A 15,573-nucleotide genomic window follows, 5' to 3' on the forward strand; every position below is an offset into this window, starting at 1 on the left:
TTGATACACAGTGGAAACATGTCTTCCCGCAGATCAGCCGCGTCAGCCTTTCCGCGCGGCTCCCGGTACGCACCGGCTCATCCGGCAGCGGCCCGGACATGGCCGGTTCCTGTCCTGCGGAGCCAAAGAGCCGTGGGACACGATGATCGCGACAGATCAGCGGGGAGTTCGACGAACACCAGAATGGATGTGCACCCATCCAGTGCCGCAATAAAGCGGACGGATGAATTCACCTTCTATTCGATCCGATCCCCGCCTCGATCCTGTGCGTCACCCTGCGTCATTGCTCGGCAAAGCCGTCACGCGAGTCAATCGCGCCTGAAACGGGAGTGGAAACGAGAATGACAACGTTTTCGAGCACGTCGATCCACGACTCGGTCACCTCACTCATCGACGACTTGGACCGGCACCCGGTCTACGAAAGCGAGTACTTCAAGCTCCTCGAGGGAACGCCCTGGACCGGTGAATCGTTCGAATTCCACCGGGCGAACTTCTACCACCGCACCGAAGGCACCGTGAAGGGCATCGCCCATGTCTGCGCCCAGGCGGCGGCCCACGACGACATGGACACCCTGGTCCTGTTCTCGCACATCCTCAACGAGGAGACCGGCGACGGCAACGCGGCGCACTGCCACGAGGTACTGATGGAGAACACCCACAACCTGCACGGTCAGGTCGAGTTCGGTGTGGCTCCGATGCTGGTCAAGGAGGCGCGGGACAGCAAGCTCGTCATCCCGGAGACCCTGGAGTACCGTCGGCGCACGCTGGACCTGCTGGGCGCCGGCTACCACAGCATGCTGGGCGTCGCGATGGCGCTGGAGTCCCACGCCGACCGGATGCTCAAGATCTGCCGTACGGCGTTCCGCAACACCAACAAGGTCCTCCCGCATGACAAGTTTGTGCACGACGTCGAGGTCTACTTCAACGTCCACGTGGGCGACGAGGGAGTCGAGGAGCGCCACGCCGCGGACGCCAAGAAGTGCGTGGTGAACAATTGCCACAGCGAGGCGGACGTGGCCGCCATCGCCGCCGCCGCGACGGCGACGCTGGACGTCCAGTTGGAGATGTGGAACGCGATGCACAAGGCCGTCACCAGCTAAGTCCGCGGCTCCAGAGAGGCAGTCCACACAACTGTGCAGAAGAACCGAGGAATCTCCAGCGCCGTTCTGAACATACCGGAATCGGCGACGCACGGAACCGCGGCCAAGCTCGTAGCGCTGAACAGCGGGCTCGCCGCGGAAGACCAAGTAATCGACCTCAGCATAGGCGCTCTCGACACGCCCACCGATCCTCGGATCGACCGCGGCGTGATCGATTTCATCCAGACGAAATCCGACGTGATCCACGCGTTCGCCCCCATCAAAGGATTTCCCTTTCTGCGGGAATCCATTGCGGCGCGCGTGAGCCGTCTGCACGGGATCGCATACGATCCGGAGAACGAGATCCTGGTGACGCCCGGTGGCGTGAAGGGTTCCATCTCCGTGGTGCTCCACGCCCTGCTGAACCCGGGCGACGAGGTCATCGTCCCGGTGCCCAACTGGCCGCACTACTCGGACATGGTGCTGCTGCACGAGGCCGTGCCGAAGACGGTCCTGGTCACGGCCGAGGACGGGCTGACGGCACCGGCGCTCGAGCAGGCGATCTCCGACCGGACCAAGATCGTTGTACTCGGCGACTGCATCAACCCGACGGGCAAGATCTACTCGACGGACGAACTCTCCGCGCTGGCACAGGTCGTCGCCCGGCACAACCTGCGGCGCGAGGCCGACGGCGCGAGCCCGATCTACGTCCTGTTCGACTGCCCCTACGAGGCCCACGTCCTGGGCGACCGCGCCAAGACGTTCGCCGCCATCGAGGCCGCACTCCCCGATGGGAGTCTCACCCCGATGCGGCCGTGGACGCTGACGGTGACCGGCCCCGGCAAGACGTACGGCATGCATGGGGACCGGATCGGCTATCTGTGCGGGCCGACGGACATCGTCGAGGCCGCCGCCCGGGCACAGGTCAACCTCACGTCGTTCGCGTCCACCTACGGCCAGGTGGCGACGCACATCGCGCTCCAGCCGGCGATGGACGAAGTGGCGACGGCGAGGGCCAGGACCGCGCGCACGAACCTGGAGGCCATGCTCCGCGAACTGGAGGCCGTTCCCGCGCTGCGGGTCAGGCCGCCCCAGGGGGGTTACTTCCTCTTCGTCGACCTGTCGAGCTACGCCCACGCCTACCAGGAGCACGGCTACGTCACGGCCGACCAGTTCCTCCTGGAGGAGGCGAAGGTCGCCACGATCTGCGGCAACCACTTCGCCGAGGACAAGGGCCTCAGCCACTTCGTGCGGATCAACTGCGGCCGCACGGCTTCCATCCTGAGCCAAGCCGGCATACGCATCAGGCGTGCCCTCAGCCGTCTGGAGCCCTGAGCTGAAAGCCAACACGGTAGGAACCGTCAGATACTGCGTCATCGGCACCGGATTCGCCGGTACCTGCGCGCTGTGGCATCTGGTCCGGGAGCTGACCGTTCCAGGACGCCTGTCCCCGCTCTCCCGTTCCGCGATCACGATCGCCACGGTGGAGCGGGGGCGGGTGAACGGCCCCGGTTACCCCTACGCCAAGGACAACGCCCAACTCGGACACCGGTGCAACAACGAAGCGAGCACCATGGGGATCCATGGCAACGACTTCGTCGACTGGCTCGCCGAGAGCAAGCCCTGGCTCGTCGCCGACCATCCGGAACTCATCTTGGAGACCCACCCCGGGATCGAGCCGACGGACTGGAAGCCCGAGGACGGCGAGTTCTATCCGCGAGCCCTGTTCGGCCTGTACCTGGAGCACCGGTTCCAGGACGCCGTCAAAATCGCCCGGGACCACGGGATCGAAGTGCGGCAGTACACGGGACACGAGGCCTTCGACGGGCGGACGACGGAGGACGGCTTCTCCGTCCTGCTCCGTGACCTCGGCACCGGCCGCGAGTTCAGCCTGGACGGACTCGACCGGGTGCTGCTGAGCACCGGGCACTGGCAGTCCGCGGAGAACGACGCGCTCGCGGAACACGCGGGGTACGTCTCGGCTCCCTATCCGCCGGGCAGGCTCCGGTCCGTCGTCGCCGGCCGTGTCCGGTCACGGCGGACACCGGGTGCGCGTCCGCGGATCTACGTCCAGGGGATGGGGCCGAGCGGCATCGACGCCATCATGACCCTGTGCGATGAGGGCGAGTTCACGTACACGGCGGACGGACACGTCGCCTCCTACCGGCCGGCGCCGTCGGGAGGGGGAGAAGAACCGCCGCACATCGTCGTCGGATCACGCTCCGGGTTCTTTCCCCCCGTCCGGGGCCCGCTCACCGGCCATGAGCTGTCCCATCTCACCCCGGACGCCCTCGCCGGTATCCGGAGGGAACACCGGGGGCAGCTGAGGATCGAGCCCATTCTGGACCTGTTGGACAAGGATCTGCGCAGAGCGACCGATGGGGCGCTGGGGTGGCACGACGTCGAAAATCCCCGGTTCTCCTCGGCCAGAGAGAAACTCGAAAACGACCTTCGGGACTCACGTCACGGAAATCCCGTCTACACGCTCGTCCTGAAGGCGCGGAGGATGTGCTTCTACCGGGAACTGGAGCCCGGCGACAAGGTCGTGTACGACCGCCTTTTCGACACGCACTTCATTCGGACGGCGGTGCCGATGCCGACGGCGAACGCGGAGAAACTGATCGCCCTCATGGACGCCGGAGTTCTGTCCACCGTGAAACACGGGTACGCGGAGCCACCGGTCAGTGTGCACGAGGACGGCGGATTCGTGATCGCGTACGAGACCGCCGACGGCCGGCGTTCCAGCGTGCGGGCCGACTGCGTAGTACGGGCCAAGACACAGGATTTCAGCCTGGAACGCCACCCTTCGGCACTGGTGCGGAATCTCCTGCGACGGGGCGAGATCGTGCACCACGAGGAATCGGGGTACGTTACCGGCGGATTGGCTCTCGACCCGCACGGAACATACCGGGTGACGAGGCGCGTGGGGAGCCTTTCCGGACCGTCGCCGCATCTGTCGTCGTACGGTGCCCCCGTCAGGTTCTGGCAGAACGAACACAATTACGCCAGAGCCTTCGTGAAAGCCGCCGAGCAGGTCGCCGCCGACTGGGCCGACGCCGCGACCAAAATACCGCAACGCACCACCGTACCGGACGACTCAGGGCTGATCATCACCTAGACAGGGAGTTGAACGATGGAAATGAAAGAGTTCTACTATCAGGACGGCATACGGGTCAGCGTGTTCAACCTCGATCACGAAGCCGTTCCCTACCACTTCCACAACGAAGTGTCGGACATGGTGTACTGCTCCAGGGGGCAGATCGCCATCGAACTCCCCGAAGCAGGCGAGGTATTCACCGTGCTTCCCGGACAGGTCTTCCAAGTGCCCCGCACGAACAAGCACCGGTTCGTCAACGGAGCACCCGTCGGAACGCCCTCGCGGTATGTCCTCCTCCAGATCGGCACGTTCGACATCAACTTCGTGCCGCCCGCCGAAGGGCTCGCGGAGAAGGTCGCCGACCGCACGGCGACACACGTGGCGGACGCCGACGTATACATCGAGAACCGCAAGGACGACATTCTCGGGCTCGCCGACCGCTTCACGTCGGAGAAGCCGGAGGCCCTGACCGCGGAGGAGCAGACCGACGTGGTGCAGGCGCTGCGCTGCTTCGTGGAGCGCGGTATCGCGGCCGAGCATCCGAGGGCCGCCGTCCAGTCGTGACCGACGCCACCCCCTTCTCGTTCCGACTGACCACCTTCGTGCTGATCGTTCTCACGTTCTTCGTAGGTGGATTGTTCAAGGGGCTGACCGGCCTGGGCCTGCCGCCCGTCGTCCTCGGGCTTCTCACCGCAACGATCGGTATTCAGCCCGCAAAGGCGCTGATCATCATACCGACGTTCCTGACCAACGTATTCCAGGCGGTGCGCGGCGGCCACGGTCGGAAAATCATCCATCTCACTTGGCCATTTCTCTTGGCCGCCACCTTGTTCACCCTGTCGGGCGCGCTGACGCTGAGCTATTTCCAGGCGGACGTGATGTCCGCCCTGCTCGGCGTCGGGCTCGCCGTCTACGGGATTCTGGGGCTGTTCCGACTGCGGGTGAACATCAGGGGGAAATGGTGGAATCACCCCGTGGGTGCGTTCCTCGGGGCCGTCAACGGATTTCTCACGGGAATGACCGGATCGTCGGCTGTCCCGGGTGTCTTCTACCTTCAGTCGATCGGTCTGCTGCGGGACCAGTTGATCCAGAGCATGGGGATCCTCTTCACGCTGTCGACGGTTTCCCTGGCATGGTCGCTGCGCACCCAGGATCTCTTGGACGCGAACCTGCTCGCCATGTCCGCGGTGTCCTTGGCGCCAGCCTTTCTGGGAATGTCGATCGGGAACAGGATCCGCCGCAGCATATCCGAGGAAAAATTTCACATGGTACTCTGTACCGCTCTGGTACTCCTCGGCCTCTACATCACGGCCCTGAATCTGGCCAAGTGACGCCGGATCACTAATCGACAAGGGGAAATATCATGGAACCGGCCTTCGCCGAGTTACTGCGCGAGTTGGAGGAATTCGGCGAGGCCAACGACTCGGCCACGGACGACCGAAGCCGGAAGATGCTGAACATCACGCCCGACACCGGTAAGTTTCTCGCGCTGCTCGTCAAAGCCTGCAAGGCGCGGAACATTCTGGAGATCGGCACGTCCAACGGCTACTCGACCTTGTGGCTCGCCGACGCCGTGGGCCCCGAAGGTTCAGTCACGACGGTCGAGCGGGCCGACGACAAGGTGAAGATGGCCGAGCGGAACTTCCGGCGTGCCGGACTCCATTCCCGGATCCGGCAGATCACCGACGACGCGGGCCGTTTCCTCGCCTCGCGCGAGGCCGGCGAGTACGACTTCGTCTTCCTGGACAGTAACCGCGGGGAGTATGTCGGCTGGTGGGACTCGCTGCGGCGGATCCTCGCGGACGGCTGCCTGCTGGTGGTCGACAACGCCGTGTCCCACGCCCACCAGCTGGAGGACTTCAACCGGCTGGTCGAGGCGTCGGACGACTTCTCCGGAGTCCTGCTGCCCATCGGCAAGGGCGAGTTGGTGCTCCTCAAGGACTCGTGACCGGTCCCTCGCCCGCCGACGAGCAGCCCCGAAGGCCCTTGAGGGCTGCTCGTCCAGGACGGCGATGCCGTCTGCCCCTCTCCTCTCCTCTGAGCCGTGCTCTCCCGTGCATCGGCTGCACATCGGCTGTATCGACCCGTCTTTCGTTCACCATCCGCACTGAGGAGTAACTGCCTTGGACGTCATGACGGCCATCCTGACGCGCCGTAGCATCCACACGCTCTCCGGTCCGGCTCCTTCGGACCAGGAGTTCGCCTACCTGCTGCGGGGAGCGGCCGCGGCCCCCGACCACGGCAGACTGCGCCCATGGCGCTGGATCCTGCTGAGGGACGCGGACCTGGAGGCGGTCGGCGCCTGCCTCGCCGCCGAGGCGGAGCCCGAGGAACGGGCCACGGTCGAGAGGAAGTTCATGCGAGCCCCCCTGAAGGCGGTGCTCGTCTTCTCCCCGGCGGCGGAGCACCGGGTGCCCGAATGGGAGCAGCTCGCCTCGGCGAGCAACGTCGCCTACGGCTTGATGCTGTTACTGCACGCCCGCGGCTTCGGCAGCATCTGGCGTACCGGCCGGTTGTGCCAAAGCCCGAGCGTTCGGAGCCTTTTGGGCGTCCGTCCGGACGAACAGCTCCTGGGCTCCCTGGACATAGGCACGCCCGGCATCTCGGTACAACCGGCCCGCCGGAGCCATGAGGACGTCACCGACCGCGTGCAGTTCCTGCGCACCTGAACGGGACCACGACGCCGTCAGCAGCACTGCCAGGTGAACATGGCGCGGTCGAAGCGGCCCGCCGCGAGGTCGTCGGGGCGGACCAGCCAGTACAGGGCGCCGCCGTCGCCCCACATCAGGTCGGCGTCCTCGTCGGAGTCGAACTGGGCCAGGAGCACCCAGCGCCGCGCCTCCGCCTCGATCCGCGGGTCCTCCCACGACACCCCGTGGCCGCCCAGCGCGCCGTGTGCGACCACTACCTCCACGGGGGTCTGCACGGACTGCGCGTGGCCGCCGATCTGGTGGGCGGCGCCGCTCTCGTACGCCCACTGCGCCCGCTTGAACGCGTCCGGGAGGTCGAGGCCGCCGAGCGCGGGCGCGTCGGTGTCGGGGGCGCTCGGGCCGAGGCGGACGGTGAGCGGCACGGCCGGGTACGGGGTGAGCCCGGCGGGCGCGGGGCGCTCGGGGGCGTCGGCGGGCGCGGGCGGGAAGTGGAGTACGCGGGCTCCGGCCCAGGTGGTGGGGTCGGCGGTGTCGACCAGGGCGTCGTCGTCCTCGTCGCCGTAGTAGAAGAAGGCGAGCCGGCCGTCGGGGGCAAGCGGTATGTCGAGCCCGGCCACCGGCAGCGCGGCGCAGTCGACCGACGCGACGAACCGCAGCGGGCCGTGGCCCTCCCACAGCGGCCACTCGACACCGTCGGGCAGCCGGGGCAGCCCGCCGAGCTGCCCGACGACCGGGTCGCCCGCCGCCGCGACGCGCAGATGCGCGGCGGGGCGCAGCAGCCCGGTCCAGCGGTCGGCCAGGTCGGCGGGGAGGTGGGTGCGCGCGAGGGTGTGCAGTGGGTGCTCGGCGGTGGTCATACGGGCCATCATGACGGGCGGCACCGACAACGGACGGGCCGGGCGGTACCGGCGGCGGGGCGGGCGAGCGGCGGGACCCGCGCAGGTCGAGAAAGCCCACAGGTCAAGGAACCGTAAAGCGGGGGCGTTCGTTACCCCGGACATGACCGCTATGACACCCGGCTCGAACCTCCCCCTCCCCGTCGCGCGCGTGGCGGTTGACGTCACCGCGCCCGTGCGGCTCGACGTGTCGGGCCTGCTGCTCACCGCCGACGGCAAGGTGCGCTCCGACGACGACTTCGTGTTCTACAACCAGCCCACCGGCCCCGGCGTGACCCACCGCGCCGGGGCCGGGGGCGGTGGTGACGCGATCACCGTCGACACCGCCGCCGTGCCGCCGGACATCGACAAGATCGTGGTGACGGCCAGCCTGGACGCCCCCGGCGCCACCTTCGCGGGCACCGAGCCGACCGCCACCGTGCGCGGCGCGGACGACGGCGCCGTGATCGCCACGTTCACCCCGCCGCAGCTGGGGACCGAGACCGCGCTCGTGGTCGTCGAGGTGTACCGGCGGGGCGGGGCCTGGAAGGTGCGGGCCGTGGGGCAGGGCTATGCGAACGGGCTCGCGGGCATCGCGACGGACTTCGGCGTGACGGTGGAAGAACCCGCCGCCCCGGCCGCCACCCCGGCCGCCGCGCCCACCGCCCCGCCCGCGCCCCCGGTCACCCACGCGCCCCCGCCGACCGGCCCGGCGGCTTCCGTTCCGCCGCCGCCCATGCCGGCGGCCCCGCCCTCCACCGGGAAGATCAACCTGGACAAGGGCCGGGTGAGCCTCCAGAAGAACCAGACCGTCTCCCTGGTCAAGGGCGGTCGCCCCATGCTCAGCTCGGTGAAGATGGGCCTGGGCTGGGAGCCCGCCTTCCGTGGCGCGAACATCGACCTGGACGCCTCCGTGATCGCCTTCGGCGCCGACCGCAAGAAGATCGACGCCTGCTTCTTCGGCAAGCTGGCCATCCTGAACGGCGCCATCCAGCACTCCGGTGACAACCTCACCGGCGAGGGCGGCGGCGACGACGAGACGATCACCGTCCACCTGGGCGGTCTCCCCCCGGAGGTCACGGGCCTCGTCTTCACGGTCAACTCCTTCTCCGGCCAGAAGTTCACGGACGTGGCGAAGGCGTACTGCCGCCTGGTGGACGCCCAGACGAACGAGGAGCTGGTCCGCTTCGACATCACCCACGCCGAGCCCCGGACGGGCGTGATGATGGCGAAGCTGATCAGGCAGTTCTCGGGCGAGTGGGAGATGACGGCGATGGGCGAGTACGTCGACTCGCGCACGGTGCGCGGGATGGCGAAGCCCGCGGGCAAGGCCCTCTGAGCTTCGGGCGGGGCGCGCCCTCGGCGGGCTCCGCCCGGTCCCGCGCCGGGGGCGCACCGAGGCAGATCCGCGGCCCCGCCCGTTCCGTCATGCGCAAGCCGCATTATTAAGCGAATTGCTAAACTAGGGCACGTGGCAGAAGAAGCGGCAGAGCCGGGCCTCGGCGAAGGACCGGCCAAGGCGATCAGTGTGTCCCTCCCCGAGGGCACCGTGCGGGCCCTGCGCGACTACGCGGGCAATCGCGGGGTCTCGGCACTCGTCGCCGTGGCCATCGAGGAGCATCTGCGCAACCAGGCCACCCGCGAACACCTCGCCGAGTTCGAGGATGAGAACGGCCCGTTCACCGGCGCGGAGCGTCAGGCGGCCGCCGACGTCTGGGCTGCGGCCGAGCGTCGGGAGTCCCGGTGGCACGAGGCCGTCTGACCGGGGGAGGCTGTCTTGTCCTGGACAGCCAGGGACTGTCGCTGTACCTGGAGCAGGATCGGGCCGTGATGAACATGGTGCGATCGGCGCTGGATCGCGGTGCGGACCGAGTGGTCAGCGGCGCCACCCTCATCGAGGCCCAGCATGACGGCATCAAGCGCGCACGCTGGAACTACGTGCTCTCCCAAGTCCGCGTGGAAGCCCTCAGCGTGGACTGGTCAAAGGAAGCAGCCCTCCTGCTTCAGGAGACCGGGTTGCACGGCCACAAGTACGCCATCGATGCGATGGTGGCGGTCACGGCGCTACACCAGCCCGGCCCTGTGGTCATGCTGACGTCGGACACGGACGACATGGAAAAACTGTGCGGAGGCCGGGTCACTCTGGTCGCCGTCTGACCGGAGAAAATGGGGCGCGCCCGGCCGCACCGCCGCAGTACGGTCCCGGCCATGGGCCATGACGACAAGGACGGGTACTTCGGAGAGAGCGTCGCCGCGACGTACGACGAGTCGTCGGCGGAGATGTTCGCGCCGGGCGCGGTGGAACCGGTGGTCGACCTGCTGGCGGAGCTGGCCGCGGGCGGGCGGGCGCTGGAACTGGGCGTGGGGACGGGACGGATCGCGCTGCCGCTGGCGGCGCGCGGGGTGCCGGTGCACGGGATCGAGCTGTCGCGGGCGATGGCGGCCCGGCTGCGCGAGAAGCCGGGCGGGGACGCGATCGGGGTGACGATCGGCGACTTCGCCACCGCGCGGGTCGACGGCACGTTCTCCGTCGCCTATCTGGTCTTCAACACGATCATGAATCTGACGACGCAGGAAGCCCAGGTGGCCTGCTTCCGCAACGTCGCGGCCCACCTCGAACCCGGCGGCCGCTTCGTCATCGAGGTCATGATCCCGGAGCTGCGGAAGCTGCCGCCGGGGCAGCACATCGTGCCGTTCCACGTCGGCGCCACGCGCTGGGGGTTCGACACCTACGAGTTCGCGACCCAGACGATGAGTTCGCACCACCTGAGGATCGAGGAGGACGGCCGCGGCACGTACACGCCGATGCCGTTCCGGTACGTATGGCCCGCCGAGCTGGATCTGATGGCCCAGCTCGCCGGGCTGCGGCTGCGCGACCGGTGGGAGGGATGGGCCCGGGAGCCGTTCACGAACGACAGCCCCCGGCATGTCTCGGTGTGGGAGAAGACCACCGACTAGCGGTCAGGTCGCCGCCTCCAGCAGGGGCCAGCCGTCGACCTCCACCGCCTTCCGCTCCCCCGGCTGCCATCCCCGGGCCGACGCCGCGTCGAGCAGAGCCCGTACGGCACCCGGCTCGTGCAGGTTCAGGGAGCCGCCCCGGACGTGTCCCACGTCCCCGGAGCCCAGGGGGAACCCGCCCGGGACGTACCGTCCCGGGCCGTCGGCGAAGACGATGCGCAGCGGGCCACCGCTGCCGGCCGGCTGCGGGTACAGCGTGAGCGTCTGGCGGCAGTCCACGGCCCGGCCGCTGTCCGACACGCGGTGGCTGTGACGGAGCGTCCACAGATACGCGCGCCCGTCGGCGACCAGGCGGCGGGGCTTCCTCGGATGGCGGGGCACGGAGCCGAGGGTACGCGGCTCGAACCGACGACGGACCGCTCCGCGCGAAACCCGCGTCACACGGAGCTGAGCGGCGCCAGGTCCGCCAGCCTCGCCAGGCGGCGGTAGGAGTCGAGCAGGGCGTCCCGGTCGTACGTACTCGTCGTGACCAGCACCTCGTCCGCGCCGCTGCTCCCGATCAGCTCATCGAGCGCGGCGGCCACCTCGTCCTCCGTGCCGTACAGCTGGCCGCGCAGCCCGTCCTCGTAGAAGCCGCGCTCCTTCTCCGTCATGTCCAGCGCGGCGATCTCCTCCGGCGGGGCGAGCGGGGGGAAGCTGCCGTGGGTGCGGGAGTGGGCCATCGCCCAGGCCTCGGGGACGAGGAGGCGGCGGGCCTCTTCCGTCGTGTCGGCGACCGCCACGTTGCCCGAGACGACGACGTACGGGGCGGACGACCACGCCGAGGGGCGGAAGCCCGCCCGGTAGCGGTCGATCGCGCGGAGCATGCGGTCCCGGCCGCGCAGGTCGCCGATGACCAGCCCCAATCCGGCCTCGGCGGCCACGTCGGCCCCGGCGCCCGTGGCCAGGACGAAGGCGGGCAGGGTCAGACCCTCCGCCGGGTGGGCGTGGACCTGTGGGTAGGCGCGCTGCTCGCCGGTGAACCAGCCCAGCAGCTCGGCCAGGTGCGCGCCGAAGTCCCGCGCGGCGTCCTTCTGGGCGCCCAGGGCGCGGCGGATGCCGTCGGTGAAGCCGACCGAGCGGCCGAGCCCCATGTCGATGCGGCCGGGGTAGAGGGAGGCCAGCACCCCGAACTGTTCGGCCACCACCAACGGGCGGTGGTTCGGCAGCATCACCCCGCCGGTGCCCACCCGGATGCGGTCCGTCGCCGCCGCGACGGCGGCCGCCAGCACGATGGGGGCGGACCCGGCGACCCCGGGGACGCTGTGGTGCTCCGAGACCCAGAACCGATGGAATCCCAGAGCCTCGGCCTGCCGCGCGAAGCTCACCGTGTCGCGCAGCGCCTGGGACCGCTCCCGCCCCTGCCGGGTGCGGGAGCGGTCCAGGACGGAGAAGGGCACGTTACGAAGGCGCGAGGTCACCTACGCGTCAACGTACGGCCCGGTCCGCGTGATTCCCCGGGCACGGAGCCGCTCAGCGCTGACGGCGCCAGGGGCCGGTGATCGCCAGCATGATGCCCGGCTCCTGGATGTTGGCGTACAGGGTCGCCCCGTCGGGCGAGAAGACCACGCCGGTGAACTCGCTGAACTCCGGCTCCTCCGCCGAGCCGATGTTCAGGTCGTTGCGCGCGATCGGGTACGTACGGCCGTCGTCCGTCGCCCCGAACAGGTGCTGGACGCCCTCGCCGTCCTCGGCGATCACCAGACCGCCGTACGGCGAGACGGTGATGTTGTCCGGGCCGTCGAACGCGCCGTCCTTCGACGGGTCCGGGTTGACGCCCAGCAGCACCTTGAGGGTGAGGGTGCGGCGCTTGGGGTCGTAGAACCAGACCTGGCCGTCGTGCTGGACCGGGCTCTCCTCACGGGCGTACGAGGAGACGATGTACGCGCCCCCGTCGGCCCACCACATGCCCTCCAGCTTGCGCGCCCGGGTGATCTGGCCGTCCGTGAACTGCTTGCGGACGGGCACGGACTTCGCGTCGCGGTCCAGCACCGGCTCCCAGTCCACACCGTAGACCGTGCCGGTCTTGGTGGCGCGGGACAGGTCGTCCACGAACTTGCCGCCGGAGTCGTAGCACTTGGGCGCCTGGAGCACGCCCGCGTCGTCCTTCAGCGTGCGCAGCTGGCCGCGGCCGTGCTCGAAGCCGTGCGGCGGGACCCAGCGGTAGAACAGGCCGTTCGGGCCGGAGGCGTCCTCGGTGAGGTAGAGGTGGCCGCGCCTGGGGTCGACGACGACCGCCTCGTGCGCGTAGCGGCCCAGCGCCTTGATCGGCTTGGGGTTGCGGTTGGCCTTGCGGTCCTGCGGGTCGACCTCGAAGACGTAGCCGTGGTCCTTGGTCATGCCGTTCTGGCCGGCCTTGTCCTCGGTCTCCTCGCAGGTCAGCCAGGTGCCCCACGGGGTGCGCCCGCCCGCGCAGTTGGTCGAGGTGCCCGCGATGCCCACCCACTCGGTGACGTGGTCGCCGTGCTTGGCGACCTCGACCACGGTGCAGCCGCCGGACGCCGCCGGGTCGTAGACCAGGCCGTCGATCAGCGGAACCGGGTGCGGCCAGTCCGCGCGGGGACCCTTCAGCTCGTGGTTGTTGACGAGCAGCGTCGCGCCGCGGGCACCCTCGAAGGTCGCGGTGCCGTCGTGGTTGGACGGGGTGGACTCGCCGGACTCCAGCGTCGTCTCACCGGTCCGGGTGATGATCTTGTACGTGAAGCCCTTGGGCAGGGCCAGGATGCCCTTGGGGTCGGCGACCAGCGGGCCGTAACCGAGTCCTGCGGCGGCGCCGCCCTCCGCGGCGGTGCCGGTGGCCTCCGCCGCCAGGGCGCCGGGCGCGGTGCCGAGCACCCCGGCGCTGCCGACGAGGGCGAACCCGGCCCCGGTGTACGCGGAGCGCTTCGCGAAGTCTCTTCGAGTGAGGGGCATCTTTATCTCCTGAGCGGCGAGGGCCTGGCTGCGGACGCCATGCTGGGGACTGCGCGCATAGATTTTCGTCCCAGACCGAACAGCAGTTGAACGGAATAAGACATCGACGGACCAAAGGGGTCCGTCGATGTCGCGCTGTATGCCGTTGTCAGCCTCGGCCGGCCAGCCTTGGCCGGCCGCCGCCCAGGAGCCGTTACGCCCGGGAGCGGGCCTTGAACGCGGCCTTCCGGGCCTCCTTCGCGGCCTTCTTGTCCGGGTGCAGCCGCCCCATCGCCTCCAGCACGTCGGCCGTCGCCGGGTGGTCCACCTTCCAGGCCGACTCGAAGAAGCCGCCGGACTGGTCGACCAGTCCGCGCACCAGGTCCCGCAGCTCCTCGGAGTCGTCCTCCGTGGCGAGCTGCGCGGCCAGGGTGTCCACCGTCAGCCAGAAGACCATGGTCTCCGAGGGCTCCGGGATGTCCTTCGCGCCGTGCTCGGCCAGCCACACCCGGGCCAGCCCGCCCAGATGGCGGTCGTCCAGCACCTCCCGCAGGGCGGGCTCGGCCGCGCCGCCGACCAGCGACAGCGTCTGCTGGCAGGTGAGGCGGCGCAGCGGGGCGTCCTCGTCGTCGCCGCGGGCGGCGGCCAGGAGCTCCCGGGCGGCCGCCTCGGGCGTACGGCGGTCGAGCCACAGCTCGGCCTCGGCGTGCGCGGCGGGCTCGGGGTGGCCGGGGAGGGTGTCCAGCAGGACGTCCGCGCCCTTGTCGGCGAGGTCGCCGACGACCGGCGCGTCGACGCCCGCGTCGAGCATGCGGGAGCGGACGGCGTACACCCCGAGGGGGGTGAGGCGGACCATCCCGTAGCGGGAGACGTCCTCCTCGTCGTCCTGCGGCTGCTGCCGCGCCGGGTCGGACTCGTGGAGGCGGACCTCGCCGTCGACCTCCTCGATCAGCGCCTCGTCCACCGGCTGGTACTCGATCAGACCGGTCGGGGCGAGCAGCCGGAACTGGTCGTCCAGCCGCACCATCGCCTCCGACACCTCTTCGAGGATGTCGTCGGTGGGCTCGTCCATGTCGTCGGGGACGACCATGGAGGCGACGAGCGCGGGCAGCGGCACCGAGCCGACGGCCGCCTCCTCGTCCATGGCGGTGAGCAGGTAGAGGTTGCCGAGGATCCCGTCCAGGAACTCGGCCTCCTCCTCCGGGTTCCAGTCGATCGAGTCGAGGTCGATCTCGCCGCCCTCGCTGATCTGGTCCACGATGTCGGCGAGGTCGGGCGCGGCGGCGTCGGCGAGGACGGTCTCGAAGCCGTCGAGCCAGATGTCGAGGACGTCCTGCGGGCTGCCGCCGGTGATCAGCCGCAGCTCCTCACCGCTGGTCGCGACGGCGGGCGCCTCGCTCTCGCCGTCGGCCACGGAGTCCACGTCGTCCGCCTCGGCCGCGTCGTCCGCGTCGTCCCCATCGGGCTCCTGGATCGCGACCAGCCCGGTGTCGACGGCCAGCTGCCACGCCTGGGCGACGTGCTCGGCGCCTTCCTCGTCGGCCGCGAGGTCCAGCAGCTCTACCGCGGCCCGCAGATCCTCGGCCGACAGCACGCCCCCCGCCGCCACCGGCTTTCCGGGCTCGGCCCAGCGGGCGAGCCGCACCGCGCGGGCGAGGAGCGGCGCGGCGAGCGCGTCCCGGGCGAGTTCCGCCTCGGTGCGGAGCCGCACGGGCGGCATGGTGGGGCGGTCTCCTGGCATATCGGGAAGTCTCCTCGGCCGGTGGTGGTACGGAGGGCACGGGGCGCGCGGCCCGACCCCCCAGCGTAGACGGAACGCGGGGGCAGTTTCGTCCCGATGTGGCCGCCCGCCGCGTTCCCTCGCCCGTTCCCGTGTCTGTTCATTCCTCTGTCCGGGTCCGTACACCTGACCGCCCTTGACAACCGTCGTGCGGAGACAAGAGATTGACGCGCGTAGAGGCCACCTCGTCCCTCTCTTCCAC

The 15,573-nt window shown here is 69.5% G+C and carries 16 protein-coding genes; 11 read left to right on the forward strand and 5 right to left on the reverse strand.

Features of this window, described 5'->3' with window-relative positions; all coding sequences use genetic code 11:
- Positions 1 to 341 precede the first annotated feature (341 nt).
- From ABZ562_RS24150 to ABZ562_RS24180, 7 genes are all read left to right on the forward strand, one after another.
- On the forward strand, positions 342 to 1,100 hold the full coding sequence (locus tag ABZ562_RS24150) for a hypothetical protein (protein ID WP_361483303.1): 759 nt from the start codon (positions 342 to 344) through the stop codon (positions 1,098 to 1,100).
- 33 nt (positions 1,101 to 1,133) lie between these two features.
- Positions 1,134 to 2,414, forward strand: coding sequence for a pyridoxal phosphate-dependent aminotransferase (locus ABZ562_RS24155; RefSeq protein WP_361483306.1), 1,281 nt, complete (start codon positions 1,134 to 1,136; stop codon positions 2,412 to 2,414).
- Complete coding sequence (locus tag ABZ562_RS24160) at positions 2,389 to 4,197, forward strand: FAD/NAD(P)-binding protein (protein WP_361483309.1); 1,809 nt, start codon at positions 2,389 to 2,391, stop codon at positions 4,195 to 4,197. The genes ABZ562_RS24155 and ABZ562_RS24160 overlap by 26 nt, the downstream gene beginning before the upstream one ends.
- 15 nt (positions 4,198 to 4,212) lie before the next feature.
- Complete coding sequence (locus ABZ562_RS24165; RefSeq protein WP_361483311.1) at positions 4,213 to 4,740, forward strand: cupin domain-containing protein; 528 nt, start codon at positions 4,213 to 4,215, stop codon at positions 4,738 to 4,740.
- Positions 4,737 to 5,507, forward strand: coding sequence for a sulfite exporter TauE/SafE family protein (locus ABZ562_RS24170; RefSeq protein WP_361483313.1), 771 nt, complete (start codon positions 4,737 to 4,739; stop codon positions 5,505 to 5,507). The genes ABZ562_RS24165 and ABZ562_RS24170 overlap by 4 nt, the downstream gene beginning before the upstream one ends.
- A 32-nt stretch (positions 5,508 to 5,539) precedes the next feature.
- Entirely contained in the window at positions 5,540 to 6,124 is a 585-nt protein-coding gene (locus tag ABZ562_RS24175; RefSeq protein ID WP_361483315.1) for an O-methyltransferase, read from the forward strand.
- 184 nt (positions 6,125 to 6,308) lie between these two features.
- Positions 6,309 to 6,845: a nitroreductase family protein gene (locus ABZ562_RS24180; RefSeq protein WP_361483440.1), complete on the forward strand. Its 537-nt coding sequence runs from the start codon at positions 6,309 to 6,311 to the stop codon at positions 6,843 to 6,845.
- A 17-nt stretch (positions 6,846 to 6,862) separates the two neighbouring features.
- Here the strand turns inward: ABZ562_RS24180 and ABZ562_RS24185 are convergent, their stop codons facing one another.
- Entirely contained in the window at positions 6,863 to 7,684 is an 822-nt protein-coding gene (locus ABZ562_RS24185) for a YwqG family protein (protein ID WP_361483318.1), read from the reverse strand.
- 142 nt (positions 7,685 to 7,826) lie between these two features.
- Between ABZ562_RS24185 and ABZ562_RS24190 the strand changes: the two genes are divergently transcribed.
- From ABZ562_RS24190 to ABZ562_RS24205, 4 genes are all read left to right on the forward strand, one after another.
- On the forward strand, positions 7,827 to 9,041 hold the full coding sequence (locus ABZ562_RS24190; protein WP_361483321.1) for a TerD family protein: 1,215 nt from the start codon (positions 7,827 to 7,829) through the stop codon (positions 9,039 to 9,041).
- 132 nt (positions 9,042 to 9,173) lie between these two features.
- On the forward strand, positions 9,174 to 9,464 hold the full coding sequence (locus tag ABZ562_RS24195; RefSeq protein WP_361483324.1) for a hypothetical protein: 291 nt from the start codon (positions 9,174 to 9,176) through the stop codon (positions 9,462 to 9,464).
- Positions 9,446 to 9,859, forward strand: a complete 414-nt coding sequence (locus ABZ562_RS24200; protein ID WP_361483327.1) for a DNA-binding protein — start codon at positions 9,446 to 9,448, stop codon at positions 9,857 to 9,859. The genes ABZ562_RS24195 and ABZ562_RS24200 overlap by 19 nt, the downstream gene beginning before the upstream one ends.
- Positions 9,860 to 9,910: 51 nt before the next feature.
- Positions 9,911 to 10,660 carry a class I SAM-dependent methyltransferase gene (locus ABZ562_RS24205; protein WP_361483330.1) on the forward strand — a complete coding sequence of 250 codons (750 nt, stop codon included), beginning with the start codon at positions 9,911 to 9,913 and terminating at the stop codon, positions 10,658 to 10,660.
- 3 nt (positions 10,661 to 10,663) lie between these two features.
- Here ABZ562_RS24205 and ABZ562_RS24210 read toward each other — a convergent pair whose 3' ends face one another.
- From ABZ562_RS24210 to ABZ562_RS24225, 4 genes are all read right to left on the reverse strand, one after another.
- On the reverse strand, positions 10,664 to 11,041 hold the full coding sequence (locus ABZ562_RS24210; RefSeq protein WP_361483333.1) for a hypothetical protein: 378 nt from the start codon (positions 11,039 to 11,041) through the stop codon (positions 10,664 to 10,666).
- A 56-nt stretch (positions 11,042 to 11,097) separates the two neighbouring features.
- The gene (locus tag ABZ562_RS24215) at positions 11,098 to 12,120 is read right to left on the reverse strand and encodes an LLM class flavin-dependent oxidoreductase (protein WP_361483336.1); all 1,023 of its coding nucleotides are present in this window, start codon (positions 12,118 to 12,120) and stop codon (positions 11,098 to 11,100) included.
- A 52-nt stretch (positions 12,121 to 12,172) separates the two neighbouring features.
- The gene (locus tag ABZ562_RS24220; protein WP_361483339.1) at positions 12,173 to 13,612 is read right to left on the reverse strand and encodes an alkaline phosphatase PhoX; all 1,440 of its coding nucleotides are present in this window, start codon (positions 13,610 to 13,612) and stop codon (positions 12,173 to 12,175) included.
- A gap of 193 nt (positions 13,613 to 13,805) precedes the next feature.
- Positions 13,806 to 15,332 carry a hypothetical protein gene (locus tag ABZ562_RS24225; RefSeq protein ID WP_361483342.1) on the reverse strand — a complete coding sequence of 509 codons (1,527 nt, stop codon included), beginning with the start codon at positions 15,330 to 15,332 and terminating at the stop codon, positions 13,806 to 13,808.
- Between the last annotated feature and the right edge of the window lie 241 nt (positions 15,333 to 15,573).

The sequence above is a fragment of the Streptomyces sp. NPDC019937 genome (assembly GCF_040631655.1).
Classification (GTDB): Bacteria; Actinomycetota; Actinomycetes; order Streptomycetales; family Streptomycetaceae; genus Streptomyces.

Bases quoted from the DNA above. Each gene is read 5' to 3' on its own strand.
- ABZ562_RS24165 (WP_361483311.1), top strand. From the start codon at position 4,213: ATGGAAATGAAAGAGTTCTACTATCAGGACGGCATACGGGTCAGCGTG.
- ABZ562_RS24180 (WP_361483440.1), top strand. From the start codon at position 6,309: ATGACGGCCATCCTGACGCGCCGTAGCATCCACACGCTCTCCGGTCCG.
- ABZ562_RS24205 (WP_361483330.1), top strand. From the start codon at position 9,911: ATGGGCCATGACGACAAGGACGGGTACTTCGGAGAGAGCGTCGCCGCG.
- ABZ562_RS24190 (WP_361483321.1), top strand. From the start codon at position 7,827: ATGACCGCTATGACACCCGGCTCGAACCTCCCCCTCCCCGTCGCGCGC.
- ABZ562_RS24225 (WP_361483342.1), bottom strand. From the start codon at position 15,332: ATGCCAGGAGACCGCCCCACCATGCCGCCCGTGCGGCTCCGCACCGAG.
- ABZ562_RS24150 (WP_361483303.1), top strand. From the start codon at position 342: ATGACAACGTTTTCGAGCACGTCGATCCACGACTCGGTCACCTCACTC.
- ABZ562_RS24175 (WP_361483315.1), top strand. From the start codon at position 5,540: ATGGAACCGGCCTTCGCCGAGTTACTGCGCGAGTTGGAGGAATTCGGC.
- ABZ562_RS24185 (WP_361483318.1), bottom strand. From the start codon at position 7,684: ATGACCACCGCCGAGCACCCACTGCACACCCTCGCGCGCACCCACCTC.
- ABZ562_RS24220 (WP_361483339.1), bottom strand. From the start codon at position 13,612: ATGCCCCTCACTCGAAGAGACTTCGCGAAGCGCTCCGCGTACACCGGG.